We start from the raw sequence: 26,781 nt of genomic DNA, 5'->3' as shown, positions 1-26,781 counted from the left end.
TGTTGTTTGAACTGATCGTTTTTAAAACCCACGCTTTAATTGCCAGCACTAAGGAGTCATACCGATGACCCAACACCCCTCCCCCCGCGGCTTACTGGTCGCTGTGCTTTGCGCAACGCTGTTCATCACTGGCTGCGCCAATAACTCAGCCTCCAATCAGTCCAACTATGCCCAGCGTAGCGACGATGTTGAAGCCGTCGATACGACCATTGAGCGAGAAGTCGGCCGTGCCCTGGAACGCGCTGATGCACGGCTAGATGATGCCCGCATTCGAGCCCATAGCTATAACGGGGTTGTGCTACTGGTTGGTCAGGTGCCCAGCGAAGAGCTTCGCGATATGGCGGAAGACGTCACTAGCCAATTACGCGGGGTCAATCGAGTTCATAACGAGCTGACCGTCGCCGCCAACTTACCCGCCAGCCAGCGCTTGGCCGACACCTGGCTAACCACCAATGTCGTTAGCCATTTGGCCACCAATGACCGCATAGACTCTTCCAAAATAAAGGTTACCACTGAAAATGCCAGCGTTTATCTGATGGGCCGCGTTACCCGTGAAGAAGCTGACCGCATCGTCAACGCAGCCTCCTCCGTTGGCGGCGTTCAGCGGATCGTGAAGGTATTTGATTACCTCGACTAAACGTCTCAGCGCCTTCTAAAAGCCACAAAAAAGCCTCGCTTATTAAGCGAGGCTTTTTTGTGCGGCTCGGCTCTCCCTGGGTGTTATTTAACTACCCGCAGGGTGGGCTTTTTCTTCGCTTTGCTCTTTGCTTGAGACTCTTTATCAGCGTCCTCGCTTGAAGCACTAGAATCACTGCCAGGGCTTTCTGCAACAGGCTCAGTCACCGACAACTCAGGCTTGGTAGAGGGCTTCGCCTCATCCTCAATATCGCCAAAAGACTCGGTATCCTCACCCAGTTCAGGCTCATGACCAAAGACCATTCCTGCGCCATTTTCTCGGGCATAGATAGCGATTAAGGCCTCGGTCGGTATCATCACCTGCATAGGTTGTCCGCCAAAGCGAGCATTAAAGCCAATCGCCTGGTTCTCCATAAAGAGATCACGCACAGCAGTCGGCGCTACGTTCAAAACGATCTGTCCGTTCTGAACAAACTGGCGCGGCACCTCAACACCTGGCAAGGTAGCGTCAACGACTAGGTAAGGCGTCAACTCATTGTCCAACAACCACTCATAGAGTGCTCGGGCGAGATAGGGGCGACTCGATTTCATCTAGACTCCCTCCTCCTTACAAGAAAGGCTCCCTGCCCTCATCACGCACAAAGGAGCCGAATGAATTCAAGCGCGCATCTCTTTTTCACGCTCACTTAAAGATGCCTTAAACGCTTCACGCTCGAATACTCGCGACATGTAGGACAGCAGCGGCTTGACCTGTTTTTCAGGCAACTCGATGTTGAGTTCCGGCAAACGCCATAAGACAGGCGCCAAACAGCAATCCACCAGCGTAAACTCTTCGCTCATGAAGTAAGGCATATCCTCAAAAATCGGCGATATACCAATCAGGCTCTCACGTAGCTCTTTACGCGCCTTATCCGCCTCTTTCTTTCCACCGCTGCGGATTAAATCAACCATCGGGCACCACTCGCGCTCAATGCGGTGCATCCATAGGCGGCTTTGCGCGCGCGCTACTGGATAAACAGGCAACAGCGGAGGATGCGGGAAACGCTCATCCAAGTACTCCATCATGACCTTAGATTCATATAACACCAAGTCACGATCTAACAGCGTCGGCACGCTGTTGTACGGGTTGAGGTCTGCCAGCTCTTCGGGTGGTTTTTCATCGAGCACGTCGACAATATCGACGGCAACCCCCTTCTCGGCCAACACAATGCGCACACGATGACTGAAATGATCATCACTACCTGAGTAAAAGATCATCGACGACCGCTTGGCCACAACACCCATGAAAGCATCCTCACATCAAAACAATCTTGGATAATAACACGCCAGCGCTACCTTAGGGGAAGCTAGCTTGCTTTGCTTTATTGCCACGCCGACAAGCAAAAGGCGCACGGCTTACGCCGTGCGCCCTACTGATCATCAGCTACCGCTAATTAGTGGATGTCTCGCCAGTACTCACGCTTGAGCAGGTAAGCAATCACACCAAAAATAAAAATAAAGATCAGTACTTTAGGCGCCAGCGCCTGGGCCTGGAGCTTGGAGGGCTCGCCTACATAAGCCAGGAAGTTAGTAAGATCATACATCGCTTCCTCAAACTCAGCAGGTTCGAGCTCACCCGGCTCAGTCACTTGCAGCACATCACAAGACTGATACTTACCAGACAACGCATCCGGCTCTTGGCCCGCAACCGGATGGTCTGTTTCAGCACACACCAGCTCTTGCACGCCCTGCAGAGGCTCCAACACGTTTGGCATCGCTACCAAGTCAAACACTGTGTTGTTAACGCCTGTGGGACGGCTAGGATCCTTGTAGAAACCAAGCAGGTAAGAGTAGATCCAATCGGTTCCACGCACACGCGTTTTAAGCGACAGGTCGGGCGGTGGCGCACCGAACCAACTCTCTGCATCACCACTGTTCATGGCGTTATGCATCTGATCGTTATAAGCCAAATCAGGTGAGAAGATCAGATTCTCTTCAACCAGATCCTGAGGCATGCCCAAATCCTCAGCCGCACGGGCAAAGCGCTGGTACTTAAGCGAGTGGCAGCCCATGCAGTAGTTAACATAGAGCTTCATGCCATTTTGCAGCGAGGCTTGATCGTGCAGATCAGGATCCATCGAGTGAGGCACGCTTGCGCCTCCTGCAGCCATCGCGGTTACTGGCACTAAAGCGAAAAGGAGTCCAAATAGATACTTTTTCATTAGCCAGTCACCCTTTCCGGAACGGGTTTAGTCTTCTCCAGCTTGGTGTAGAACGGCATCAAGACAAAGAAGGCGAAATAAATCACGGTGCACGCCTGAGCTAGAAGCGTCCTACCCTCTGTCGATGGCAGCACACCCAACACACCCAGAATGACAAAGCTGATGGCAAACAGCAGCAGCATCACTTTCGACATCCAGCCTTTGTAACGCATAGAGCGCACCGGACTGCGATCCAACCAGGGCAGAACAAACAGTATGGCAATCGCCGCGCCCATAAAGATAACCCCCAGGAACTTAGCGTCTAAGCCAAACACCGAGAAGGTTATTGCGCGCAAGATGGCATAAAACGGCGTCATATACCAAACGGGCGCAATGTGGTCGGGCGTCTGCAGCGGGTTCGCCGGATCAAAGTTGGGCTTTTCAATAAAGTAGCCGCCGCCTTCTGGGAAGTAGAACACCACTACACAGAAAACAAACAGGAAGACTGCCACGCCTACAAGGTCTTTCACCGTGTAGTAGGGGTGGAAAGGGATTCCGTCCAACGGTATACCGGCTTCATCTTTCTTCTGCTTAATATCAATGCCGTCTGGGTTATTGGAACCCACCTCATGCAGGGCAATGATGTGCAGAACAACGAGCGCCAGAATAACGATCGGCAATGCGACCACATGTAGCGCAAAGAATCGGTTTAGGGTAATGCCTGAAATCAGGAAGTCACCACGCACCCACTGCGCCAGATCGGGGCCGATAGCGGGGATAGCCGAAAAAAGCGAGATAATAACCTGCGCACCCCAGTAGGACATTTGCCCCCACGGCAGCAGGTAACCCATAAAGGCTTCCGCCATAAGCACCAGATAAATAGTCATACCAAAGACCCACACTAGCTCGCGGGGTGCTTTGTAAGAACCATATAAAAGGCCACGAAACATATGCAGATAGACGACAAGGAAGAAGGCAGAGGCACCGGTGGTGTGCATATAGCGGATGAGCCACCCCCACTCCACATCACGCATTATATATTCGACGGAATCGAACGCGCCTTCGGCAGAGGGGTTAAAGCTCATCGTCAACCACACCCCGGTCAGGATTTGGTTAACCAGCGCCAGTAGCGCTAACGAGCCAAAGAAGTACCAAAAGTTGAAGTTTTTCGGCGCGTAATATTTAGAGAGGTGCTCTTGCCACATCTGAGTAGCAGGGAAGCGGTCATCCACCCAACGCATGATGCCCTTTTCCGCCTTGGCTTTATTCGGATTACCCATTAGGCAGTCTCCTCATCTTCGCCGATGATAATGATGTCATCATTTTCAAAGCGGTAGGGTGGCACTTCAAGATTGGTAGGCGCGGGGACGTTGCTGAACACGCGACCAGCCAAGTCAAAGCGAGAACCATGGCAAGGACAGAAGAAACCACCCGGCCAGTTATCAACGCCAACACCCTCAGCGTCGGGCTCCGGACGAAAGAGCGGCGAACAGCCCAAATGCGTACAGATACCAATCAACACCCCAATCTCAGGCCTGATAGAACGCATGTGGCCTTCGATATAAGCAGGTTGCTGCGGCACTGTTGATTCTGGGTCAGCCAGCACTCCCTCACCGAGCGACTCAGTGCGCTCGATCATTTCAGGTGTGCGATTGATGATCCAAATCGGACGCCCACGCCATTCGACGGTCATCCGCTCCCCAGGTTCAAGCTTAGATATATCTGCTTGAACGGGAGCACCCGCCGCTCTTGCCCTGGCACTAGGCTGCCAAGAAGCCACAAAGGGAACCGCAACCCCGACAGCACCTACCGCACCCACTACGGAGGTGGCGCCTACGAGGAAACGGCGTCGGCCTTTGTTTACGCCGTTATCTGCCATTTCAGGTTTCTCCCATCAGCTTACCCGTTCCGCCGCAAAGGTGTCTGCGACGACGAATATTAATTACGCTCTATGGTAAAAAAACAAAGCGCTGTGCACAAGAACAACCGCTCGTGACCATAGTGGTACAAGCAATATAATTTTTTGATATTCCAATAAAAAACGCCCAGGTCGATGACCTGGGCGTTTTGCCGCATAGCGTATAGTTTAACGCTTAGAGAACTGCGGACGACGACGTGCTTTGCGCAGGCCGACTTTCTTACGCTCAACTTGACGTGCATCACGCGTTACGTAACCAGCGGCACGTAGCGAAGGACGCAGATCTTCGTTGTAGTTCATCAGGGCACGGGTAATACCGTGACGAATAGCGCCTGCTTGAGAGGAACCACCACCGCCAGCGACTGTCACGAAGATGTCGAACTGGTTGAGGGTTTCAGTCAACTCAAGCGGCTGGCGAACAACCATACGACCAGTAACGCGACCAAAGTAGAGGTCTAGGTCTTGGTTATTGACCGTGATTTTGCCAGAGCCCGGCTTCATAAACACGCGAGCGGTGGAAGTCTTGCGGCGCCCGGTACCGTAATACTGCTGTGTCATGGCGAAGATTTCCTCAGAGGTTCAGTTCAAGCGGCTGTTGGGCAGCATGCGGATGCTCGGCGCCAGCGTACACTTTCAACTTAGTGTACATGGCACGGCCCAAAGGACCTTTCGGCAACATGCCTTTAACGGCAGACTCAATGATACGCTCGGGCGCATGATCAAGCATTTTGTCGAATGTCATAGAGCGCAGACCGCCCGGATAACCAGTGTGGCGGTAGTAGGTTTTAGCCTTCGCCTTATTACCGGTTACATGGACTTTCTCTGCATTGATCACGACGATATAGTCGCCAGTATCAACGTGAGGCGTAAATTCGGGCTTATGCTTGCCACGTAGGCGGCGAGCAATCTCGGTTGCCAGACGACCGAGCGTTTTGTCCGTAGCGTCGACTACATACCAGTCGCGCTGGACGGACTGCGGCTTAGCACTGAACGTCTTCATGGATGAAATCACCAGATTAAATGTATTGGGTGACTTACGCCGGTACACGACGAAGCACCATCCCTATTCTTTTTGGTTGCTGGTTTACGCCAGCAACATGCAGCGAGGCAGCATTCTACAGCAAGGCTACTGACAAGTTAAGCCGTTTCGTGACTTTTTCACTTGGCCGACGCGCGCTTGGCCCTAGGGTTTATGCGCCAGCGCCAAGTACTCCTTCGACTGCATCTCCTGCAGACGAGAAAGAGTACGTTGGAACTCGAACGTCAGCTTGCCATCGCTATAAAGCTCTTCAATGGGCGCTTCCGCAGACATTAGCAGCTTCACGCCGCGGTCATAAAACTCATCGACCATATTAATAAAACGCCGCGCTTGGTCATCCTGCTTGGCGTCCATACGCCTCACATTGGAAACCAAGACCGTATGGAACTCTCGAGCCAGCTCAATATAATCGTTTTGACTACGCGGCCCATCGCAGAGCTCAAGAAATTCAAACCAAGCAACGTCATCGTGCAATCGACGAGTTCTCAGTACGCGGTGATTTACCTCTAACGATGCCTCTGACTCCCCTTCATGCCCGGCGATCTCCCGAAAACTGCGCGAAAGCTCACGCTCAGCGGCCGCATCCAGCGGTGAGTAAAAAATAGCGGCTCGCTCCAAGGCGCGCAGTCGATAGTCAACCCCAGAGTCGACATTAACCACTTCACAGTGGCGGTTCACAAGCTCGATAGCCGGCAAAAAGCGCGCCCGCTGCAGACCATCTTTGTATAAATCATCAGGCACAATGTTTGAGGTTGCTACCAGCACCACTCCACGCTCGAACAGCGCTTCCAGCAAATTGGCGAGAATCATTGCATCAGTAATATCTTTGACAAAAAACTCATCAAAGCAAATAACCCGCGCCTCAGTGGCAAATTTACCGGCGATTAGCGTGAGTGGATTCTTTTCACCCTTATAGTGGGTTAGTTCGTTATGAACCCGCTGCATAAAGCGATGAAAATGGGTACGCATTTTGTCGGGAAAGGGCAAGGCTTCATAAAAGGTATCGACTAGGTAAGTTTTGCCACGCCCTACCCCACCCCAAAAGTAGAGTCCCTTAACGTGAGGCAAGGCAGGCCCATCGCGCGATGAGGTTTTCTTGCCCATAAAGCCAGCCATCTTAGCTTTTAGGCCTTTATTGGCGACCAGAGCTTTCGGGGCGGTTGTTGGCGCGGCGACGAGCTCATCGTAAAGCCGCTGAAGATGCTTTACCGCCAACTCCTGAGCGGCATCATATTGAAAATCATCGCGCTCTAAGTCCGCACGATAGCGCTCTATAGGCGATGCAGGGCGCGTTTTTATCGCTGCCCCACCCGCAGATGTTGATGACATGCACTCGCCTCCCACAGCATATAAGGCAGCAGCCAGCACAACCACTGGCAGCCTTAAGAAGGCTGTGATTATACCTGTAGAGGCATCCAAGCGCATGAGTGGATTGACCCAACCCGCTGACTGACGCCTATAATAGCAGCCTGTTCGATTCTTAAGCTGCTAGCTAATGCAGCCTAACTGTTATATTCAAGGCGCCAGGGAGAACACTGTGGACGCGAGCTCACCATTAACGTTTGCCATTATCGGGTTTATTGTCGGCCTGATCGTTGGAGCGGTCGCTTACCGGCTGTTAAGCAAAAGCCAGCGCGAAGCCTCTTCCATGCGCCAAAAGCTACTCGAACGCGAGCACCAGATTGCTGAGATGAAGAGCAGCGTGGGCAGCCATTTAACGGGCATTTATCAACGTCTAAGCAATATTCGTGATGAAGCCAATCAGCTTGAGCTTCAGCTCAAAGAGGACGCAGCGGAGTGGAATATTCGCGATGCGGTCATTCAACCCAGCCTCGATCTTTCGAACATCGATTCAGCCCAAGAGCAACAGACAACAGTGGACACCCCGCCACCTGCTACGCCCCGCGACTATGCGGATGGTAAGAGCGGGACGCTGTCTGAAGACTTTGGCTTGAAAGGCAATGAGGCAGCGACACCCCAGCCACCGCGCTACTAACAATGATTGATCAGCCCCGGCATCCGTTGTCAGCGGTTCGGGGCGACCCAAAATGCTAAGCCGGATTATCAATATCCACAAAGCGGTGTTCAACGTCGTATTCATCGCTTAACCACTCGCCCAGCGCCTGAACTCCATAACGCTCAGTGGCATGGTGCCCGGCAGCGATATAGTGGATGCCCAACTCCCTAGCCAGATGAGTGGTTCGCTCGGATATCTCTCCCGATACGAATACCTGCGCGCCAGCTTCAAAGGCGGCAGTTATCATGTCCTGTGCACCACCGGTGCACCAGGCGATGCGCTCGATATCACCCACCTGAGGGGCTTCAATAACCAAAGGCTGACGCTGCAAGGTTTGTGCTATTTGCGCTGCCAGTCCGCTAATCGACTGTGCCTGTGGTAAACGCCCTGACCACAACAGCCCTTCCCCCAACTCGCCATCAATACACCCCTCTACTTTCCACCCAAGGCGTCGGCCCAGCTCCGCGTTATTGCCCATCTCAGCATGAGCGTCCAAGGGCAGGTGATACGCAAGTAGGCTGATATCATGGTCAAGCAGCGTTTTAATCCGCTTTTGCTTCATGCCGGTAATCGCCACGGGCTCGTTTTTCCAAAAGTAGCCATGATGCACCAGCACCATATCCGCCTGCCAAACGACCGCTTCATCCAATAGCGCCTGACAAGCCGTCACCCCCGTCATGATGCGCTTAACCTGCTCGCTGCCGGCTACCTGCAAACCGTTAATGGTAAAATCTTTAAATTCTGCCGTACGTAACTGATGGTCACAGGCTGCCACTAATTGGTCACGAAGAATCATATTAAGTCCTTTATTGATTTAACTGCACCCGTGAGGTACTTGCTAAGAAAGTGTTACCATAAAACGATTGTAAAACTCGCTGCTTTTTATCGCGAACAGTGAGACTGACCCGTTAAGGAATTGATCGCATGCGACGCTACGTGCTGCCTTACCTATGGCCTGCTATTACTGGCGTGCTGCTCGCTGTAGTGATCCTATTTGCGCTCCCCGAGCAGTTGCCGAACCCGTTTCGTGACTCAACGCCACAAGCCCCTCAAGCCCCAGCCCCAGTCACATCTACACCCCCCGCAGTGGTGGAGCCCAGCCCCAACCGGCCTGCGCCGGAAATTCATCAGGCAGCGCCGCTATCTAGAAACGAGGGCCCCGTGAGTTATGCAAGAGCGGTGGAGCAAGCAGCCCCCGCGGTAGTTAACATTTACTCTTCGCGTATTGTGGAGCGCGATCAGCACCCGCTGATGTCCGATCCATTTTTTCAGCAATTTTTTGATAATCAGGGCGATGATGCGACTACCCACCAGCGCATGCTCTCTAGTCTAGGTTCTGGCGTCATCGTCAGCGAGGATGGCTACGTACTGACCAATCACCACGTCATCAATGGCGCCGATGAAATCCAGGTCGCCCTGCGTGACGGACGCGAAACCCTTGCGGAGGTGATAGGCACAGACCCTGAAAGCGATTTAGCCGTACTGAGAATCAATCTGGATGACTTGCCAGTTATTGAACTGACAGACTCAGCCGACGTAGCGGTAGGTGACGTAGCGCTCGCCATTGGCAACCCATTCGGGGTCGGCCAGACGGTCACCATGGGCATCATTAGCGCCACAGGGCGAAATCATTTAGGGCTAAACGCCTACGAAGACTTTATTCAAACAGATGCGGCTATCAATCCAGGCAATTCAGGCGGTGCGCTGGTTAACCCTGAAGGCGCCATGGTGGGGATCAACACGGCTATTTTCTCACGCTCCGGTGGCTCCCAAGGTATCGGCTTTGCCATTCCCGCCAACCTTGCTCACAGCATCCTGGATGAACTGGTCACTCAAGGACGAGTGATTCGTGGCTGGCTGGGCATTGAAGCGCAGGCGCTATCAAGGGAACTGGCTGCCTCCTTTGGACTGCAAACACCTCAAGGGGTGATTGTCGCCGGCGTCGTCAGCGGCGGGCCCGCCGCTAAAGCAGGATTGGAACCCGGCGATGTACTCCTCGCCGTCGATGGTCAGCCTATTTTGGATGCTCGCTCCACAATGAGCGAAATTGCCTCTATTCCGCCCGGCACCTCATTACCGCTTACCATCGTACGTAGCGGAGAGCGTATGGAAATGACGCTGGAAGTGGGAGAGCGCCCGCTCCCCACCACCCCGATTAATGAAGAGACACCCGGCCAAAGCGACTCATAAAGACCTCACACATAGGGAGCATCCATAAGAGCGACTAGCAAACATGCTGCCTTAGGCGCTTTGCTAGACGCTTTAGTTATCAAACATTGAGCTCAAACACTGAGCTATCAATCGCGAATTCGATACTCCGCTGAGCGAGCGTGAGCGGTTAATGATTCTCCCCGCGCTAACACCGACGCTATTTTACCTAGCTCAGAGGCGCCCTCCGCCGAACAGTGAATAATCGAAGAGCGCTTTTGGAAATCGTAGACGCCCAACGGTGAAGAGAAGCGCGCGGTGCCCGAGGTTGGCAGCACATGATTTGGCCCAGCACAGTAGTCACCCAGTGCTTCGGCAGTGTAACGGCCCATAAAAATTGCGCCAGCATGACGAATATCGTCTAACCAAGCCTCGGGGGCAGCCACCGAAAGCTCCAGGTGCTCAGGGGCAATGCGGTTAATCAGCGTAATCGCTTCTTGGACATCCTGACAGAGCACCAACGCTCCACGCCGACGCAGCGACTCACGCACGATCTCTTCACGCTCTAAGGTCGGCAGTAGTCGCTCAATCGCCTCTTCAACGGCATCTAAGTGCTCAGCATCCCAGCTAACCAAGATCGCTTGGGCATCTTCGTCATGCTCGGCTTGAGAAAATAGATCCATCGCCAGCCAATCGGGGTCAGTCTGTCCGTCGGAAACCACCATAATTTCCGAGGGCCCGGCAATCATATCGATACCCACTTGGCCAAATACCGCACGCTTAGCCGTAGCCACATAAATGTTGCCAGGCCCAACTATTTTATCGACCCGAGGCACACTTTCAGTGCCGTAAGCAAGCGCTGCGACCGCCTGAGCACCGCCAATAGTGAACACATAGTCGACACCCGCCAGGTGTGCCGCAGCCATCACCAGCTCATTTAGCACACCGTCCGGCGTAGGCACGACCATCACGATTTCACGTACACCGGCCACATGAGCAGGAATTGCGTTCATTAGCACCGAAGAAGGGTAAGCAGCCTTTCCACCCGGGACATAAATACCCGCCCGGTCAAGCGGGGTAACTTTTTGCCCCAACACCGTGCCGTCTGGCTCTTGGTATTGCCAGGAGCTGGGCTTTTGACGCTCGTGGTAGCGCTTAATCCGCTCGGCTGCACTGGACAACGCCTCTCGCTGTTCAGCGGGCAAATTGTCAAACGCCCTCTTCAACTGCTCGGGCGTCAACTGCAGTTCGTCCATTGAAGCAGCAGAAAGCCGGTCAAAGCGATTCGTGGCCTCAACTACCGCCGCATCGCCCCGCTGCTTTACGCTGGAAAGAATTTCTTCTACTCGCGTTTGCACCGCTTTGTCAGACACCCCTTCCCAATCTAACAATTCATCAAGCCGATGGTTAAAGGCAGCATCGCTTGTCGATAGGCGTGCAATCGTCGTAGTCGTCTGTTTGCTCATGGGGTCACTCATGGGAACACCTCAGATCATTCGGCAAGCTGGGTCTGACGCTTTTTAACCGCACTATCCAAACGGTCTAGTAACGGTTTGATACGCTCGTGCTTCATGGTCATGGCGGCTTTATTGACCACTAACCGGGTGCTGATATGAGCAATAAGCTCACGCGGCTCCATACCATTTGCCCGCAGGGTATTGCCAGTATCAACGATATCGACAATCTCATCAGCCAAATTCATTAACGGCGCAAGCTCCATCGCGCCGTAGAGCTTGATCACCTCGGCCTGGATACCCTGCTCGGCATAGTAGCGTCGCGCCACATTGACAAACTTTGTGGCCACCCGACGCCGGGCGCGGGCTGGCAACTGGCCGGTCACACCCGCGGTCATCAGTTTACAGCGGGCAATATCCAAGTCCAGCGGTTCATAAAGCCCTTCAGCTCCGTGCTCAAGCAGCACATCTTTGCCCGCGATACCAACATCGGCAGCCCCCAGTTGAACGTAGGTGGGCACGTCGGTGGCACGGATAATGACCAGCTTTACGTCGGGCAAGTTGGTATCAAACAGCAGCTTACGGCTTTTGCTTAAATCCTCTGCAGGTGTGATGCCCGCGTCGGCTAGCAGCGGTAGCGTCTCTTCCAGAATACGACCCTTCGAGAGGGCTAAAATCAGTTGCTTACTCATCGTGTCGGCCCGTCGTTATTCGCATGCAGGGATTACTAGGAGCCTGTCCGGCTTGGCCGATCGTCGCGAGAAGCACGGATTTTGAGACAAATTTATCGATCGATTGAGGCGAATAGCGCGCTATTTAACGAAATCGATCGAATAAAGTTGGCCAAAATACCGGGATTCGCAGTAGATCAGTGTTAAGTCGGACAGTATCCTAGCATGGCTTAGCCAGGAATACGGCGAATACGCGCACCCAGCAGCTGCAATTTCTCTTCAATACATTCGTAGCCACGGTCAATGTGATAGATGCGATCTACCAAGGTTTCGCCCTCGGCCATCATTGCCGCAATCACCAGCGAAGCAGACGCACGCAGGTCGGTTGCCATTACCGGCGCGCCGGAAAGTTTCTCGACCCCCTCGATCAAGGCGGTGTTGCCTTCCAACACAATATTAGCGCCCATGCGGTTTAGCTCTTGAACGTGCATAAAGCGGTTCTCGAAAATGGTCTCGACCACCCGAGAATGCCCCACGGCTACTGCGTTCATGGCCACGAACTGCGCCTGCATATCGGTAGGGAAGGCGGGATACGGTGCGGTGCGAATGTTCACCGCTTTAGGGCGTTTACCGTGCATATCCAGGGCAATCCAGTCGTCGCCACTGGTTATTTCGGCTCCCGCTTCTTCCAGCTTGGCAATGACGGCATCCAGGATATCGGCCCGGGTGCGTTTAACCTTCACCCGCCCACCGGTCATGGCGGCGGCCACTAGAAAGGTGCCGGTCTCGATACGGTCAGGCATGACGTCGTGTTCGCAGCCGTGCAGCTTCTCGACACCTTCGATGATGATGGTGTCGGTTCCATGGCCGCTGATATTAGCGCCCATTTTGATCAAGCACTCGGCCAAGTCGACAATTTCAGGCTCGCGGGCAGCGTTTTCTAAAATGGTTTTGCCATCAGCCAAGGTCGCCGCCATCAGCAGGTTTTCGGTACCGGTCACTGTGACGGTATCAAAATAGATAGTCGCCCCTTTTAGCCGACCATCGACCCGCGCACGGATATAGCCAGCCTCAACGCGAATTTCCGCCCCCATGGCTTCCAAACCACGAATGTGCAAGTCAACCGGGCGCGAACCAATGGCGCATCCGCCGGGTAGCGACACATCGGCTTTACCGAAGTGGGCAAGTAGAGGGCCCAGCACCAGGATGGAGGCACGCATTTTCTTAACCAACTCATATGGCGCGTGACACTGGGTCACCTGGGAGCCATCCAACTGAATGCTCAGCTTTTCGCCCATTACAGGCTCAACGCCCATGCGGCCAAGCAACTCAAGAGTGGTGGTAATATCCTGCAAGTGCGGCAAATTACCAATCACCACAGGACCATCGGCCAAAAGGCTGGCACAAAGAATAGGTAGCGCCGCATTTTTAGCACCGCTCACCCACACTTCACCGTCTACCGATCCATTGCCGGTAATAATTAATTTATCCATGGGACGACCGTTATTGAACGTTTTCCGGTGCAGTTTGCCACTGCCCCGGAGTAAACGTTTTGATGCTAATAGCGTGGAGCGCGCCCGAGGCGATCTCATCGCTCAGCGCAGCGTAAACGAGCTGCTGGCGTTTGACCGGAGAGAGACCTTCAAAGGCATCGCCAACCGCAATCACCTGAAAGTTACAGCCTTCACCCTGGATATGGAACTGACATCCGTCGATACGGGATTCAAGCAGTGCTTTTACCTCATTGGGTTGCATGGCGCAGAAAACTCCTTTGGGGTCATCGATATCAATGAACGTAATTGGATCGACATAATAAAGAAAAGCGGTGCGCTTGGCGATGCCGAGGTGTTAAACGGCCAGAGTCGTTGCTGGCTGCTCAATCAGAGCATCCAACTCAGCCAAAGAGGCAAGTCGGCGCAGCGCAGCTGAAAAATGAATGGCTTGAACCAGAATTCCGCGCTGCCGACAGATCCGTAGCCACTCAAACAACACGCTAATGGCAACGCTGCTGGCTTTTCCTACGCGGCTAAAATCAAAGCTGATTGATGTTAGCTCAGTATGCTTGAGCCATTTAACGCCACTGGCGGCCAAGTCGGCCGCCAACGTTACTTCCACATCACCCACCACAAGCAAGGTAGCGCCTTCTACGCTGACCGTGACGCTGGGGCGTGAATAAAGCGCTGTCACGCATCGCCTCCCTTTTCCAGCTCATCAACACCCACCTCGGGAGACCAACCGTTGATTACCGCATCGTAATCGCGGTTATTATCGCGCATGGCTTGATCAAACTGGTTGCGGAATGTCAGGCCTAAGTTGATGCCATTAACAATGACATTAACTACCCGCCACTCACCATCAGAAAGCCTTAGGCTATAACTAACGGGGTACACTTGGCCGTTATTGGCTATCACTTCCATGGCGACGCTAGCCTGATCGTCGTAGCGCTGAGCCTGTTGAGTATCCAGCACCCGCAGCTCATCATAATCAAACGTCACTAATCCGCGGGTATAGGTATCAATCAGCGTTTGACGAAACACGTCCACAAAACGACGGCGCTGTTCCGGGGAAGCGTTGCGGAAGTAGTTGCCCATCACGCTGGCACCGATATAGCGAAAATCCGCCACTTGATCAAGGTTGCTATCTACCAACGCTTCAAGCTCGCCAAGGTTGTTAGCGTAGTAATCTTTGCGGCCTTCAATATCCGCCATTAGCGATTCGACGTTATCGCGAATCATCGCCTCTGGCGTCTGAGACTGTGCATGCGACTGCAGCGGTACCAAGAACGCGACCATCATCACTGCTACCCATAACCAACGACCCAACATCAAGTTCACTCCATTCATAACCGTTATCTCCCTACCCGTTATTACACTGGGCCATTATTAAACTGGATTAGCGCCTGACATTTGAAACAGTCGCTATTTAAAACATCAGTTACTAGCCATATTGGACACAAATTGCTGGATAAGTTCTTCCAGCACCAGCGCCGACTGGGTGTCGCGAATCGTATCGCCATCTTCCAGCATCTCAGGATCTCCACCCACACTAAGACCAATGTACTGCTCACCCAACAGGCCTGCGGTTAGGATAGAAGCAATCGAATCTTTGGAGAGCTGCCCCTCAAGTTCGCTATCCAGACTTAGCACAACACGCGCATCAAACCATTGCGTATCCAGTTCAATGGCCTCCACCCGCCCTACCGTAACGCCGGCCATAGTGACCCTGGCGCGGGGTTTTAAACTGCCAATATTGGCAAAGTTAGCCTCTAGCTGGAACGACTGTGTGGGCGCAGAGAGCGTCAGTCCACTAACCCGCAAGCCGAGGAACACAAGCCCTAGGATGCCTGCCACCATAAACAGGCCAACACCGAACTCCATGGTTTTACTGCGTTTCATGAAACTGCTCCAGCCATTAAAGGCCGCCAAACATCATGGCGGTCAACACAAAATCAAGCCCCAATACTGCAAGCGACGAGTACACTACCGTGCGCGTGGTAGCACGCGAGATACCTTCAGAGGTGGGCACCAAATCATACCCCTGGAACACCGCAATCCAGGTCACCACCAACGCAAATACGGCGCTTTTGATCATGCCGTTACCAATATCACTAATAAAAGCCACGTTGGCTTGCATGTTGCTCCAGTAGGAGCCCTCAAAAACGCCCAACCACTCGACGCCCACTAAGTAGCCGCCCCAAATACCCACCACGCTAAACCCCACCGTCAGGATAGGCAGCGACACAAAGCCTGCCCATAGACGTGGAGCCACCACCCGGCGTAGCGGATCAACACCAATCATTTCCATGCTGGTGAGCTGCTCTGTGGCTTTCATCAAGCCAATCTCGGCGGTAAGCGCAGAGCCTGCCCGCCCAGCAAACAGCAGCGCCGCCACTACTGGCGCTAGCTCACGCAATAGCGAAAGCGCTACCATTTGTCCCAGGGCCTGCTCAGCACCGAAATCGACCAGAATGGTATAGCCCTGCAGCGCCAGCACCATGCCGATAAACAGCCCCGACACCAGCACAATGGCTAACGAAAGCACGCCAACAAAGTGCATCTGGTGCAACCATAGTCGCCAGCCTTCTCGGGAAGGCACACCAATTGCTGACTGAAACAGAAACACGCCAGCTCGACCTAATGCTTCCATTAAGTCGCACCCTCGGCGCCCCAGCCGGGTGATACGCGCGGCGCTGTTAGAGAATTTTGACTGCATTAACTCTGCCCTTTATTTACCCTGCATATGTGCATTTAAGCCAACTTTGCCACCTAATCTTTCTGTGTCACCGGGGTTTCACCCAGAATATCGCGATAAAACGCCTCAGCGGGGTAATGAAACGGTACCGGGCCATCAGGCTCACCATGAATAAACTGACTCACCCGAGGATCCTGATTGATATCCAGCGTTTGCGGCGTGCCATGCGCTATTACCTGACCATCTGCGATGAGATAGAGATAGTCAGCAATACTCAATGTCTCTTTGATGTCGTGGGAGACCACCACAGAGGTGAGCTGCAGCGCTTGATTAAGACGCTTAATAAGCTGCACCAACACGCCCATCGAAATGGGATCCTGACCGACAAACGGCTCGTCATATAGAATCAGCTCCGGATCCAGCGCCACCGCACGGGCCAACGCTACCCGGCGCGCCATCCCTCCCGATAGCTCAGCGGGTGTTAAGTGACGCGCTCCGCGCAGTCCGACGGCCTGTAGCTTGAGTAACACAAGATCTCGCACCATCGTATCGGGTAAATCAGTATGCACCCGCAACGGAAAGGCAACATTCTCAAACACATCCAAATCGGAAAACAGCGCACCACTCTGAAACAGCATCCCCATCCGCTTGCGTAGCGTAAATAGCGCCTTCCGAGATAGCCGGTGAACGTCCTGCCCATCAATCAGTATGCGTCCGCTCTCCGGGGTCAACTGCCCACCGATCAACTTCAGCAGCGTCGTTTTACCGGTGCCGCTCGGCCCCATGATCGCGGTCACTTTACCCCGCGGTATGGTCATATTCACGCCACGGAAAATTTCGTGATCGCCACGAAAGAAATAAAGGTCTTCAATTTCTATAAAGGGTGCATCTGTCATGGATCAGTTGACTCTTAACGGGGCGCAGCTAGGGCTAAATAGCATACCCTACTTGCTACTAGCGCAGTTAGAAAACAGTGTTTCTAAAACATTATCGAACATTGTACTATAACGCCACAAAACATTACTCCGCGAGTGAGCATTCCTAGTGATTAGTATAACGACTGGTGAGCAGATCCCTAGGCTAGGGCAGTTTATCGCTCAAGCCACCAGGGATTACGACCTCAATTACTGCCTATAAGCGGTGTCGAGATGTTATTCTTGCGGTTACTACTTTTCATATTTTCAATCGTTAAGAGAAAACGCTATGCGCCAGCCTCTCGCTTCATCCAGCCTACTACGCGAAAGCGCTCTGCGTACGCTGCAAATTGAGCAGGCAGCGATTGGAGGCCTCCAGGCTAAACTAGACGAAAGCTTTGACCGCGCCTGCGAGCTAATCCTCGCCTGCCAAGGACGCGTGGTGGTGACTGGCATGGGCAAGTCGGGGCATATTGCAGGCAAGCTGGCGGCAACGCTGGCCAGTACGGGCACACCGGCTTTTTTCGTTCACCCCGGTGAAGCCAGCCACGGCGATTTAGGCATGATCACCCGCGCTGATGTTGTGCTGGCGTTATCTAACTCGGGAGAAACGGCTGAAGTCACCGCCCTACTGCCGCTGCTTAAACGCTTGGGCACACCGCTGGTCAGCATGACGGGGCGCCCCCAATCCACGCTTGCCAAACACGCTGATGCGCACCTAAACAGCGGCGTTGAGCGAGAGGCGTGCCCGCTCGATCTCGCCCCTACCAGCTCCACCACTGCGGCTCTCGCCCTAGGCGATGCACTGGCGGTGGCGTTACTGGAAGCACGCGGCTTTACCGCTGAAGACTTTGCCCTTTCCCACCCTGGCGGCAGTTTAGGCAAGCGCTTACTGCTGCGCGTCAGAGACCTGATGCACGATGGCGAGCGGCTACCCCAGGTCACATTAGGAAGCCCACTGCGCGATGCGTTATTAGAGATCACCCGGCAAGGACTTGGCTTTACCTGCGTGGTGGATAGCGAAGGACGCCTGGCCGGGGTTTACACCGATGGCGACCTGCGCCGTACGCTGGATCAGTTTCACAACCTGCGCGATGTCCTCGTTGACGACGTTATGACCCGGCCAGGCAAACGCATCGGCCCCGACATCCTGGCGGCCGAAGCGGTACGTATTATGGAAGAGAGCCGGATTACCGCGCTAGCGGTGGTCGATGAACAACAGCGCCCTATTGGGGCTCTACATATGCACGACCTGCTCGCCAGCGGCGTTATTTAACCCATCGGCGTTTTTTATCCGTCTGGCTATAAGAAATTACTGATATGGAGGCTCTATGACCCTACCCACCGCGCTACTCGATCGACTCCGCCGCGTACGCCTATTGGCGTTGGATGTTGACGGCGTCCTCACCGATGGCCGCCTCTACTTTCAGGCCGATGGAATCGAAATCAAAGCCTTCCATACTCAGGATGGCCATGGGCTAAAGCTGCTCAAACGCGTGGGCGTGCATGTTGCACTGATTACCGGGCGCGATTCCCCCATGGTCAGTCAGCGTGCCGCCGCCCTGGGTATCGACCATGTTCACCAAGGCTGTGAAGACAAACTGGCTACCCTGCGCGGGCTTTGCCAGCGCCTTGATATCGAGCTGGAACAAGTAGCCTATTGCGGCGACGACCTGCCCGATCTAGCGGCTATTAAGCGTTGCGGCGTCGGCATTACCGTGCCTAACGCACCGGATTATATGCACACCCACGCCGACTGGATCACCGAACGCCTGGGTGGTCACGGTGCCGTTCGTGAAATCTGCGATACGCTGCTTGAATCTCAAGGGCACTGGGGCGCGGTGCTCGACACCTATTTGCACGGTCGAGCATAAATGTTGAAGCGGCTTAAGGTACGCCTCTGGCTGGGCGGGCTGGTTATCGCGCTGGGTGCGCTGCTGGTATGGCTTGACCCCGGCGGCCCTCAAGACACTACCATCGACCCTGAAGCGCAGGCTCAGGAACCAGGTCACGTACTGGAAAATGCTGAAATTACGCTATTCGGTGATAACGGCAGCGTTTTGCAGTCGCTGACAACACCGCGTCTTATCCATACGCCTCAGCAAAGCGAAACCTGGTCGGAAGAGCCCGAAGCCGTTCTGTATGACAATGAGGGGCGCCAGTGGCTGGCTAGCGCCGATGTAGGCACGCTCAACACCGCTACCCAAGCGCTGTTACTGTCAGGCTCGGCTCGCTTGATCGCACCTGATGAAGGCTGGCAGCTAGATACCGAGCTATTGCATTATGATGGGGTAACTCAGCATGCCTGGAGTGCAACACCGGTACTGTTACAGCAACCGCCCCAGCAAATGCGCGCTTCACGTATGGACGTGTGGCTTAACGATAGCCGGGTACGCCTAACTGATAATGTGCGCGGCACACACCCCCCGGCCACGCAACCTTAAAGAGGAGTCGCCATGAAAGCACTTATTTACACCGCCCTATTTGCGCTAGCGATGCCATTATCGGCACTGGCCCAAACTTCACAACAGGCCCCTGTGGAAGTGGAAGCCGACCGTTTAGATCTCGACCAGCGGGCGGGCACCGCCGTTTATACCGGGGATGTAGAGATACGTCAGGGCGAAATGCAGCTGCGAGGTGATCGGGTAGAGATCAAACGCAACGAGGCCGGCGAACTTTCGACGGCAACCTCCACCGGTGAGCGCGCCTACCTGCGTCATCAAGCACAAGGTCAGGATGGCCCCACTGAGGGCTGGGCAAGAAGGATTATTTATCATGTCGCTGAACGCCGCGTAGAACTGATTGACCAAGCCGAGCTGACTCAGCAAGAGGACAAGTTCAGCGGCGGGCGGCTTGAATACTTTATTGACCGTGAAGTGATTCAAGCACGCTCTGACGTTGACGGCAGCGAGCCCCAGCGCATACGTATGACCCTTCAGCCTGAACAATAGGGAGCCGAGCTGTGGCAACTGTTGACACTACGCCGAACCAAATTCTTACGCCGATCAAAACCCTTTATGCCCACCACCTGGCCAAAAGCTACAAACGCCGCCGCGTGGTCAAAGACATCAATTTGGAAATCTGCCAAGGCAGCGTGGTCGGCCTACTTGGCCCTAATGGTGCCGGCAAAACCACCTCGTTCTATATGATTGTCGGGCTGGTAAAATCCGATGCTGGCGAAGTGGGCATCGACGATGTGGATTTAACCCGCGCACCTATGCACGAGCGCGCAGCAGCAGGTATCGGATATCTCCCCCAGGAGGCGTCTATCTTCCGCAAACTTTCGGTTGCTGACAATATTATGGCGATACTCGAGACGCGCAAAGAGCTCAATCGCAGCGACCGGGAACAGCGCTTGGAAGCGCTACTCGAAGACTTTCATATCACTCACATTCGCGACAACCTCGGCATGAGCCTTTCGGGCGGCGAGCGCAGACGCGTGGAAATTGCACGCTCCTTAGCAACAGAGCCTGCCTTTATTTTGCTCGATGAGCCCTTTGCTGGCGTTGATCCCATTTCTGTGGGCGAAATTAAAACCATCATTCGTGCGCTGAAGCAGCGCCATATCGGTGTACTGATTACCGACCATAACGTGCGTGAAACCCTGGATATTTGCGATATCGCCTATATCGTCGGTGATGGGCAAATCATCGCCAGCGGCTCGCCAGCTTCAATACTTACTAACCAAAAAGTAAGGGATGTTTATTTGGGCGCAGATTTTCGCCTCTAAGATTATTTTCACTTCTAAACTGACTTTTCACCCCACTAAATAGCGCTTTACAACAACTTTACTACCAATGGCATGCTTATTGCACTTGCACCCGGCACTCACTCGCACTAGTGTGGAACATTCCGATTAACGAGTGGTTCTCAGATGGTCATGAAAGCTTCTCTCCAACTGCGTATCGGCACACAGCTGACCATGACGCCCCAGTTGCAGCAGGCCATTGCGCTGTTGCAACTTTCGACGCTGGACCTTCGTCAAGAAATTCAGCAGGCCCTAGACGCCAACCCCATGCTGGAGCAAGAAGATGAATTTAGTGAGCAGGCTGTCAGCGAGCCTAAAGAAGAAGAGTGGTCAGAGAGCATCCCTACTGAGCTCTCGGTAGATAGCGACTGGTCAGATACCTATCAAGATATGGGTAGCCAGGGTGGTAGCAGCAGCGAAGGCCCCGACTTTGAGCGCCAGGCAGCCGGACAGAGCCTGCACGGGCACCTGCTGTGGCAACTTGCCATGACCGATTTTAGCGCCCGTGAACAGCTTGTCGCGGAGAGCTTAATCGACGCGCTAGATGCTAATGGCTACCTAACCCAGCCGCTCAACGATATCCGTGAAGGACTTCGTGCCCAGGGCATTGACGGGCTTAGTCAGCGCGAAGTGGAAACCACGCTGCTCAAGCTCCAACAGTTTGAGCCGACCGGTATCTTTGCCCGTGATTTGCGTGAATGCCTGATGCTGCAGCTCGCCGCCCTTCCCGACGATACACCACTGCTGGTTCCCGCCCGCCGTCTCGTTCGGCAGTTTCTTGAAGCGCTCGGCAAGGATGATATGCGCTTGCTTAAGCGCCGTCTCGGGCTTGATGACGAGCAGTTGGCCGATGTTATCCTACTCATTCGCAGCCTCGACCCACGTCCAGGTAGCGCCTACGGCGATACCGACGACAGTTATGTAACGCCCGATCTAGTCGTCCGCCACGACCAAGATGGCTGGCATTTAGAGCTCAACCCAGAGGCCCTGCCACGGCTGCGCATTCAGCCCGACTACGCCAGCTTGATTAAGCGTGCGGACAAAAGCGATGATAACCAGTTTCTCAAAGAACACCTGCAGGAAGCGCGCTGGCTGATTAAGAGCCTGTCTAGCCGTAACGATACGCTATTGCGGGTTGGTCGCGAAATTATCACTCGACAGATTGGCTTTTTGGAGCACGGCGAAGAAGCCATGAAGCCGCTGATACTCGCCGATATTGCCGAAGCCGTTGAGATGCACGAATCAACTATCTCGCGGGTAACGACGCAGAAATACATTCATACGCCCCGCGGTGTTTTTGAGCTCAAGTACTTTTTCTCGAGCCAGGTGAGCAGCCAAGATGGCGACAGTCACTCAAGTACCGCCATCCGCGCGCGTCTCAAAAAACTGATTCAAGAGGAGCCCCCTGGCAAACCGCTTTCTGACAGCCGCTTGGTCACGCTATTAGGCGAAGGGGGCGTGCAGGTGGCGCGTCGCACGGTGGCTAAATATCGTGAAGCCATGGGCATCCCCTCCTCCAGCGAAAGGCGCCGTTTACGCTAGGCCCTGCTGCCGTTTCAGGGAAACTCTCGACAAGGGCTTTGCAACGCGGCAAAAAGGGTTACAATCGAAGTACAGTCCGATGGATAAGGAGTACGTCAATGCAAGTAAATATCACTGGTCATCACGTAGAACTGACTGACGCCTTGCGTGACTATGTCAACGAAAAGCTTGAGCGTGTAGAGCGCCATTACGACAATATAACTACGGTGCAAGTCACCTTATCAGTGGAGAAAGAGCGCCAGCAGGCCGCCTGTACGCTGCACGCCGCAGGTGCTGACTTACATGCGGAAGCCCTAGACAGTGATATGTACGCCGCTATCGACGCCCTAGCGGATAAAATCGACCGTCAACTCGTTAAACACAAGGAAAAAGCACAAGCTCGCGCCCAAGGCGCAGGTGTGCGTTAATTCAATGACGTTGGAAACCATACTTCCCCCGGAACGCGTTCTATTTGACGTACCCGGGGGCAGCAAAAAAAGGGTGCTGGAGTTTTACAGCACCTTTATTGCCCAAAATATTCCCAGCTTGGACAGCCAAGAAGTGTTTAGCCGTTTAATCGGCCGTGAACGCTTAGGCAGCACCGGTATTGGTAACGGCGTGGCTATTCCCCATGCGCGTAGCCCCCACTGCACCGCCCCTATCGCTGGTTTTTTAAAATTGTCAGAAGCGATTGATTTTGACGCTATCGATGGCGACCCGGTAGACCTGGTGTTTGTACTGTTGGTACCCGAAGAAGCAGATGACACGCACCTTTCACTGCTCGGCCAAGTAGCGACCATCATGAATGATGCGGATACACGCCAGCTGCTGCGTAAAGCGGCCAGTCAGCGTGAATTGCTTGAGCTCATCACTGCCAAAATTCGTGAGCAATCAGCGGCCTAACCGGTCTTAAAATCTATTTTAAAACCTATTTTTAAAATCTATTTAAGGTTAGTCACCGCAGGTGTATGTTTCGCTCACCACCCTTAACGCAGCTTGACCAAGGCAAAGAGAGACTCTATGCAACTGGTGATCATTAGCGGCCGCTCAGGTTCAGGTAAATCTATCGCTCTACAGGCGCTGGAGGATCTTGGCTACTACGCGATTGATAACCTCCCCGCTATGCTGCTGGGCTCGTTGGTGGACGAATTACGCGGCCAGGGTGACCGTACTCATTTGGCGGTCAGTATTGATGCCCGTAATTTGCCGGGAGCGCTGGAGCGCTTGCCCTCTTTGTTAGAGGAGTTGCGCCAGCGTAAAATTAACTTTCAAGTGATTTACTTGACCACCGATGCCCGCATCCTGCTTGAGCGTTACTCGGCTACCCGGCGACGTCATCCGCTGACTCGCGATAGTGAAATGACCCTCGAAGAAGCGATCAATAAAGAAGAAGAGACGCTGGAGGATATTCGCGACCTAGCCGACTTACTGATCGATACATCACGGTTATCGGTACACGATTTACGCCGTCGCATTACCGACCAGGTAGCACACCAGCAGCGCGATAAGCTAACGTTGACCCTTGAGTCATTCGGTTACAAACGCGGCGTGCCGTTAGATGCTGACTTGGTCTTCGACGTGCGCTGCCTGCCGAATCCTTACTGGGATCCAACGCTGCGCCAGTTCACCGGCCGTGACGCTGATATTGTGGCTTTTTTGAGCAGCTATCCTATTGTTGACGCCATGAGCAACGATATTTTGGCGTGGCTTGAGCGTTGGCTACCCGCTTACCAGAATAGCCAACGCAGCTACATGACCATCGCGATTGGCTGCACTGGTGGCCAGCACCGCTCGGTCTACATGGTCGAGAAGCTGGCGGAGAGGTTGACCACTAGCATGGGCGACGTTCAACTACGCCATCGTGAACTGGGGCTGCACTACACCTTGGGTGAACAGTCGGCGGCGGCTCTCCTCAGCGCTACTTCCAACAACGAACGGAAAGAGACTTAGCGCGTTTATCCATTAATGACACCACTCGGCGAGAAGGAACCAGGGTGCCAGAAAGAATACTCACACTTACCAATCAACGCGGGCTACATGCTCGCGCGGCGACAAAACTGGTCAAATGCGGCCAACAGTTTACGGCTAAAATACGTGTTTACAAACAGCAACAGGTAGCTGACGCCGCCAACATCATGTCACTGCTGATGCTAGCCGCCCCTTGCGGTACCGAGCTAACGATCAACGCCGAAGGTGATGACGCCGAACAGGCGCTTGAAGCCATTCAAGCGCTGTTCGATGCCCGCTTCGAGGAAGATCAGTAGCCGCCGCTATACCTGTTAGTCACCCGCCACCGTCATCGCATCAATCAACCAACTACCCGTGTGAACACTGCCACGGGTATCAGTGTCATCGCCAATCCCGGCTAATCCAGCAAACATCCGATCTAGGTTACCGGCAATGGTGAACTCTTCAACCGGGTACTGCACCTTACCGTTTTCGACCCAAAAACCTGCTGCACCGCGGGAGTAATCACCGGTCACGCCATTAACGCCTTGGCCCATCAGCTCAGTCACCCAAATACCCCTGCCCATCTCCTGCAACAGGCTTTCGCGTGATTGCAGCGGCGCCGCTAACCTTACGTTCCTCGCCCCACCGGCATTCCCCGTGGTATGCATACCCAACCGACGAGCGCTGTAAGCAGAGAGCATATAGCTTGCGATGCTACCCTGATCGATAAAGCGATTATTGCGGGTTTGCACACCCTCGCCATCAAATGGCGAGCTGGCCGTGGCACCAATCTCCATGGGCAGCTCTTCAAGACTAAACCAGTCTGGAAACAGTGGTGTGCCGAGCCGGTCACACAAAAACGAGGCCTGACGGTAGAGCGCGCCACCGGCTAAACCACCAAGCAGATGGCCAATTAAGCCACTGGCCAACGAGGGGTCAAACAGCACCGGAAAGGTGCCCGTGGGGGGACGTTTAGCACCCAGCCTGCGCAGCGTGCGCGCGGCGGCCTCGCGGCCCACCTCGGCGGGGTCACGCAGCGTCTTGGGGTCGCGGGCAGATGTGTAGTCGTAGTCGCGCTGCATACCCGCCGCGTCTTGGGCAATCAGCATGCACGAAAGCGAATGGCTGCTGCCTTTTTGAGTACCTAAAAAGCCGTGGCTATTGGCGTAAACGCGTACCCCTTCGCCGCTGGAGAGTGACGCGCCATCCGACTGGGAAATGCCTTCAACGTCGCGCCCCGCCTGCTCACAGGCAAGCGCCAGCTCAATCGCCTCATCCGTTGTCAGGGCCCAGGGGTAGTGCACTTTTAGATCGGGCAACTCGGCGGCCATCAGAGAGGCGTCGGCTAGCCCTGCGGCCGGGTCTTCACCGGTATAACGAGCAATCGCCAGCGCTTTCTCCACCGCTGCCTGAATCGAGGCGCTGCTGGCGTCTGTGGACGAGGCGCTGCCTTTACGCTGGCCCACGTAAAGCGTGACGGCAATGCCCTGGTCACGGGATAACTCAACCGTTTCAACTTCACCCTGACGAACGCTAACGCCGATGCCCTGATCAACGCTGGCGCCCACTTCGGCAGCATCCGCGCCCAAGCGTTTTGCCAGCGCTAGCGCCTCTTCGGCACGCGCGGTCAATAACGACTGCTGCGCGGATGCATCAAATGCCTGTGCCATATGGCCTCCTTTTTTCAAACGAATGTCTCTCAACCGAATATCTTTCAAGAGAACGTCTTTCAAGAGAGTATCTTTCAAGAGAGTATCTTCGGCGAATCAATGTTGTACTCGCAGCTGGTATAATGCCGCCACGAATCTTGTCTGTGAGTCACACTATGCGTAAGCAACGTCCCGATCCCGTCCTAAGTACTAATGAAGTAGAAGAGCAGGAAGAACGCCCTAGCAAGTCGCAACTCAAACGTGAAATGCATGCCTTACAGGCACTTGGGGAAACCTTAATCGCCATGCGACCGGCGGAACGAGCTCGTTTCCCCCTTTCTGACGATATGCTGCGCGCTATCGAGGAAACCTCGCGCATTCGTTCCCATGAAGGTCGCCGCCGTCATATGCAGTATGTCGGTAAGCTAATCCGTAAAGAGGATCTCACCGCCATTCAAGGCGTATTCGATTCCATCGATCAGGAGCAGGAGCAGCGCGACCATGCCTTCCACCGACTGGAAAAATGGCGGGAACGCTTAATTGACGAAGGCGATCCTGCTGTTGACCTTTTTATGGCAGAGCACCCAGATGCCGACCGCCAGACCTTGCGTCAGTTGATTCGCAACGCCCAGCGAGAGCGCGAACAGGGCAAACCACCCACCAGCTCGCGCAAGCTCTTCAAACACCTGCGCGAAACGCTTGCTCTTTAAAGGCAGCACTTAAGACCAGCACTTAAGACCAGTAC

At 54.1% G+C, this 26,781-nt stretch carries 33 protein-coding genes; 14 read left to right on the top strand and 19 right to left on the bottom strand.

Annotated elements, in window-relative coordinates; translation table 11 throughout:
• The first annotated feature begins 64 nt into the window (after positions 1 to 64).
• Positions 65 to 637 (top strand): BON domain-containing protein, encoded by a 573-nt coding sequence (locus A6R74_RS21740; RefSeq protein ID WP_064236556.1) that lies wholly within the window; start codon positions 65 to 67, stop codon positions 635 to 637.
• 83 nt (positions 638 to 720) lie between these two features.
• On the opposite strand, the gene A6R74_RS21735 is transcribed toward A6R74_RS21740, so the two are convergent.
• The 8 genes from A6R74_RS21735 to zapE all read right to left on the bottom strand — a co-directional run bounded on the left by A6R74_RS21735 (position 721) and on the right by zapE (position 7,102).
• Positions 721 to 1,227, bottom strand: a complete 507-nt coding sequence (locus tag A6R74_RS21735; protein WP_064236555.1) for a ClpXP protease specificity-enhancing factor — start codon at positions 1,225 to 1,227, stop codon at positions 721 to 723.
• A 66-nt stretch (positions 1,228 to 1,293) separates the two neighbouring features.
• A complete protein-coding gene (gene sspA, locus A6R74_RS21730; RefSeq protein ID WP_007114711.1) occupies positions 1,294 to 1,920 on the bottom strand; it encodes a stringent starvation protein SspA in 627 nt (208 codons plus the stop codon).
• 149 nt (positions 1,921 to 2,069) lie between these two features.
• On the bottom strand, positions 2,070 to 2,837 hold the full coding sequence (locus A6R74_RS21725; RefSeq protein WP_064236554.1) for a cytochrome c1: 768 nt from the start codon (positions 2,835 to 2,837) through the stop codon (positions 2,070 to 2,072).
• On the bottom strand, positions 2,837 to 4,096 hold the full coding sequence (locus A6R74_RS21720) for a cytochrome b (protein WP_064236553.1): 1,260 nt from the start codon (positions 4,094 to 4,096) through the stop codon (positions 2,837 to 2,839). The genes A6R74_RS21725 and A6R74_RS21720 overlap by 1 nt, the downstream gene beginning before the upstream one ends.
• Positions 4,096 to 4,695 carry a ubiquinol-cytochrome c reductase iron-sulfur subunit gene (petA, locus tag A6R74_RS21715; RefSeq protein ID WP_064236552.1) on the bottom strand — a complete coding sequence of 200 codons (600 nt, stop codon included), beginning with the start codon at positions 4,693 to 4,695 and terminating at the stop codon, positions 4,096 to 4,098. The genes A6R74_RS21720 and petA overlap by 1 nt, the downstream gene beginning before the upstream one ends.
• Before the next feature lie 207 nt (positions 4,696 to 4,902).
• Positions 4,903 to 5,292, bottom strand: coding sequence for a 30S ribosomal protein S9 (gene rpsI, locus A6R74_RS21710; protein ID WP_022523918.1), 390 nt, complete (start codon positions 5,290 to 5,292; stop codon positions 4,903 to 4,905).
• A gap of 13 nt (positions 5,293 to 5,305) precedes the next feature.
• Positions 5,306 to 5,734, bottom strand: coding sequence for a 50S ribosomal protein L13 (rplM, locus tag A6R74_RS21705; RefSeq protein WP_007114705.1), 429 nt, complete (start codon positions 5,732 to 5,734; stop codon positions 5,306 to 5,308).
• Positions 5,735 to 5,917: 183 nt separating this feature from the next.
• A complete protein-coding gene (gene zapE / locus A6R74_RS21700) occupies positions 5,918 to 7,102 on the bottom strand; it encodes a cell division protein ZapE (protein ID WP_064236551.1) in 1,185 nt (394 codons plus the stop codon).
• Between the two features lie 208 nt (positions 7,103 to 7,310).
• Between zapE and A6R74_RS21695 the strand changes: the two genes are divergently transcribed.
• Entirely contained in the window at positions 7,311 to 7,769 is a 459-nt protein-coding gene (locus A6R74_RS21695) for a YhcB family protein (protein ID WP_064236550.1), read from the top strand.
• Positions 7,770 to 7,824: 55 nt separating this feature from the next.
• On the opposite strand, the gene A6R74_RS21690 is transcribed toward A6R74_RS21695, so the two are convergent.
• Positions 7,825 to 8,586 carry a Nif3-like dinuclear metal center hexameric protein gene (locus tag A6R74_RS21690; protein ID WP_064236549.1) on the bottom strand — a complete coding sequence of 254 codons (762 nt, stop codon included), beginning with the start codon at positions 8,584 to 8,586 and terminating at the stop codon, positions 7,825 to 7,827.
• A gap of 128 nt (positions 8,587 to 8,714) precedes the next feature.
• On the opposite strand from A6R74_RS21690, the gene A6R74_RS21685 reads away from it, so the two are divergent.
• Positions 8,715 to 9,980, top strand: coding sequence for a Do family serine endopeptidase (locus A6R74_RS21685; protein WP_064236548.1), 1,266 nt, complete (start codon positions 8,715 to 8,717; stop codon positions 9,978 to 9,980).
• A 107-nt stretch (positions 9,981 to 10,087) separates the two neighbouring features.
• Here the strand turns inward: A6R74_RS21685 and hisD are convergent, their stop codons facing one another.
• The 9 genes from hisD to A6R74_RS21640 form a co-directional block, all read right to left on the bottom strand.
• The gene (hisD, locus tag A6R74_RS21680; RefSeq protein ID WP_064236547.1) at positions 10,088 to 11,416 is read right to left on the bottom strand and encodes a histidinol dehydrogenase; all 1,329 of its coding nucleotides are present in this window, start codon (positions 11,414 to 11,416) and stop codon (positions 10,088 to 10,090) included.
• A 14-nt stretch (positions 11,417 to 11,430) separates the two neighbouring features.
• Positions 11,431 to 12,084, bottom strand: coding sequence for an ATP phosphoribosyltransferase (gene hisG, locus A6R74_RS21675; RefSeq protein WP_064236546.1), 654 nt, complete (start codon positions 12,082 to 12,084; stop codon positions 11,431 to 11,433).
• Positions 12,085 to 12,293: 209 nt separating this feature from the next.
• Positions 12,294 to 13,556, bottom strand: coding sequence for a UDP-N-acetylglucosamine 1-carboxyvinyltransferase (gene murA / locus A6R74_RS21670; RefSeq protein WP_064236545.1), 1,263 nt, complete (start codon positions 13,554 to 13,556; stop codon positions 12,294 to 12,296).
• A 10-nt stretch (positions 13,557 to 13,566) separates the two neighbouring features.
• Complete coding sequence (locus A6R74_RS21665) at positions 13,567 to 13,818, bottom strand: BolA family protein (protein ID WP_064236544.1); 252 nt, start codon at positions 13,816 to 13,818, stop codon at positions 13,567 to 13,569.
• A 93-nt stretch (positions 13,819 to 13,911) separates the two neighbouring features.
• The gene (locus A6R74_RS21660; protein WP_064236543.1) at positions 13,912 to 14,250 is read right to left on the bottom strand and encodes an STAS domain-containing protein; all 339 of its coding nucleotides are present in this window, start codon (positions 14,248 to 14,250) and stop codon (positions 13,912 to 13,914) included.
• Positions 14,247 to 14,888, bottom strand: coding sequence for an MlaC/ttg2D family ABC transporter substrate-binding protein (locus tag A6R74_RS21655; RefSeq protein WP_082906777.1), 642 nt, complete (start codon positions 14,886 to 14,888; stop codon positions 14,247 to 14,249). The genes A6R74_RS21660 and A6R74_RS21655 overlap by 4 nt, the downstream gene beginning before the upstream one ends.
• A 105-nt stretch (positions 14,889 to 14,993) precedes the next feature.
• Positions 14,994 to 15,458: an outer membrane lipid asymmetry maintenance protein MlaD gene (mlaD, locus tag A6R74_RS21650; protein ID WP_064236541.1), complete on the bottom strand. Its 465-nt coding sequence runs from the start codon at positions 15,456 to 15,458 to the stop codon at positions 14,994 to 14,996.
• A gap of 16 nt (positions 15,459 to 15,474) precedes the next feature.
• A complete protein-coding gene (mlaE, locus tag A6R74_RS21645) occupies positions 15,475 to 16,275 on the bottom strand; it encodes a lipid asymmetry maintenance ABC transporter permease subunit MlaE (protein ID WP_064236540.1) in 801 nt (266 codons plus the stop codon).
• A gap of 53 nt (positions 16,276 to 16,328) precedes the next feature.
• Positions 16,329 to 17,150, bottom strand: a complete 822-nt coding sequence (locus A6R74_RS21640; RefSeq protein WP_064236539.1) for an ATP-binding cassette domain-containing protein — start codon at positions 17,148 to 17,150, stop codon at positions 16,329 to 16,331.
• Positions 17,151 to 17,457: 307 nt separating this feature from the next.
• Between A6R74_RS21640 and A6R74_RS21635 the strand changes: the two genes are divergently transcribed.
• From A6R74_RS21635 to A6R74_RS21590, 10 genes are all read left to right on the top strand, one after another.
• On the top strand, positions 17,458 to 18,444 hold the full coding sequence (locus A6R74_RS21635) for a KpsF/GutQ family sugar-phosphate isomerase (RefSeq protein WP_064236538.1): 987 nt from the start codon (positions 17,458 to 17,460) through the stop codon (positions 18,442 to 18,444).
• A 55-nt stretch (positions 18,445 to 18,499) separates the two neighbouring features.
• The gene (locus A6R74_RS21630; protein ID WP_064236537.1) at positions 18,500 to 19,042 is read left to right on the top strand and encodes a KdsC family phosphatase; all 543 of its coding nucleotides are present in this window, start codon (positions 18,500 to 18,502) and stop codon (positions 19,040 to 19,042) included.
• Entirely contained in the window at positions 19,043 to 19,612 is a 570-nt protein-coding gene (gene lptC, locus A6R74_RS21625; protein WP_064236536.1) for an LPS export ABC transporter periplasmic protein LptC, read from the top strand.
• A gap of 12 nt (positions 19,613 to 19,624) precedes the next feature.
• Entirely contained in the window at positions 19,625 to 20,119 is a 495-nt protein-coding gene (lptA, locus tag A6R74_RS21620) for a lipopolysaccharide transport periplasmic protein LptA (protein ID WP_064236535.1), read from the top strand.
• Positions 20,120 to 20,172: 53 nt separating this feature from the next.
• Positions 20,173 to 20,898 (top strand): LPS export ABC transporter ATP-binding protein, encoded by a 726-nt coding sequence (gene lptB / locus A6R74_RS21615; RefSeq protein ID WP_064236620.1) that lies wholly within the window; start codon positions 20,173 to 20,175, stop codon positions 20,896 to 20,898.
• Between the two features lie 144 nt (positions 20,899 to 21,042).
• On the top strand, positions 21,043 to 22,458 hold the full coding sequence (locus A6R74_RS21610) for an RNA polymerase factor sigma-54 (protein ID WP_064236534.1): 1,416 nt from the start codon (positions 21,043 to 21,045) through the stop codon (positions 22,456 to 22,458).
• 98 nt (positions 22,459 to 22,556) lie between these two features.
• On the top strand, positions 22,557 to 22,865 hold the full coding sequence (gene hpf, locus A6R74_RS21605; protein ID WP_007114683.1) for a ribosome hibernation-promoting factor, HPF/YfiA family: 309 nt from the start codon (positions 22,557 to 22,559) through the stop codon (positions 22,863 to 22,865).
• A gap of 4 nt (positions 22,866 to 22,869) precedes the next feature.
• Positions 22,870 to 23,340: a PTS sugar transporter subunit IIA gene (locus tag A6R74_RS21600; protein ID WP_064236533.1), complete on the top strand. Its 471-nt coding sequence runs from the start codon at positions 22,870 to 22,872 to the stop codon at positions 23,338 to 23,340.
• 117 nt (positions 23,341 to 23,457) lie between these two features.
• Positions 23,458 to 24,387 (top strand): RNase adapter RapZ, encoded by a 930-nt coding sequence (gene rapZ / locus A6R74_RS21595; RefSeq protein WP_064236532.1) that lies wholly within the window; start codon positions 23,458 to 23,460, stop codon positions 24,385 to 24,387.
• Between the two features lie 44 nt (positions 24,388 to 24,431).
• The gene (locus A6R74_RS21590; RefSeq protein ID WP_064236531.1) at positions 24,432 to 24,701 is read left to right on the top strand and encodes an HPr family phosphocarrier protein; all 270 of its coding nucleotides are present in this window, start codon (positions 24,432 to 24,434) and stop codon (positions 24,699 to 24,701) included.
• 15 nt (positions 24,702 to 24,716) lie between these two features.
• On the opposite strand, the gene pmbA is transcribed toward A6R74_RS21590, so the two are convergent.
• Positions 24,717 to 26,057: a metalloprotease PmbA gene (gene pmbA, locus A6R74_RS21585; protein WP_064236530.1), complete on the bottom strand. Its 1,341-nt coding sequence runs from the start codon at positions 26,055 to 26,057 to the stop codon at positions 24,717 to 24,719.
• A gap of 155 nt (positions 26,058 to 26,212) precedes the next feature.
• Here pmbA and yjgA point away from each other — a divergent pair, with 155 nt between their 5' ends.
• Positions 26,213 to 26,746, top strand: a complete 534-nt coding sequence (gene yjgA, locus A6R74_RS21580; RefSeq protein ID WP_064236529.1) for a ribosome biogenesis factor YjgA — start codon at positions 26,213 to 26,215, stop codon at positions 26,744 to 26,746.
• Positions 26,747 to 26,781 lie beyond the last annotated feature (35 nt).

Source organism: Halomonas sp. ALS9 (assembly GCF_001651035.1).
Classification (GTDB): Bacteria; Pseudomonadota; Gammaproteobacteria; order Pseudomonadales; family Halomonadaceae; genus Vreelandella.
The sequence above is the reverse complement of the archived record's forward strand: the minus strand, read 5'-3'. Positions and strand labels throughout refer to the sequence as shown.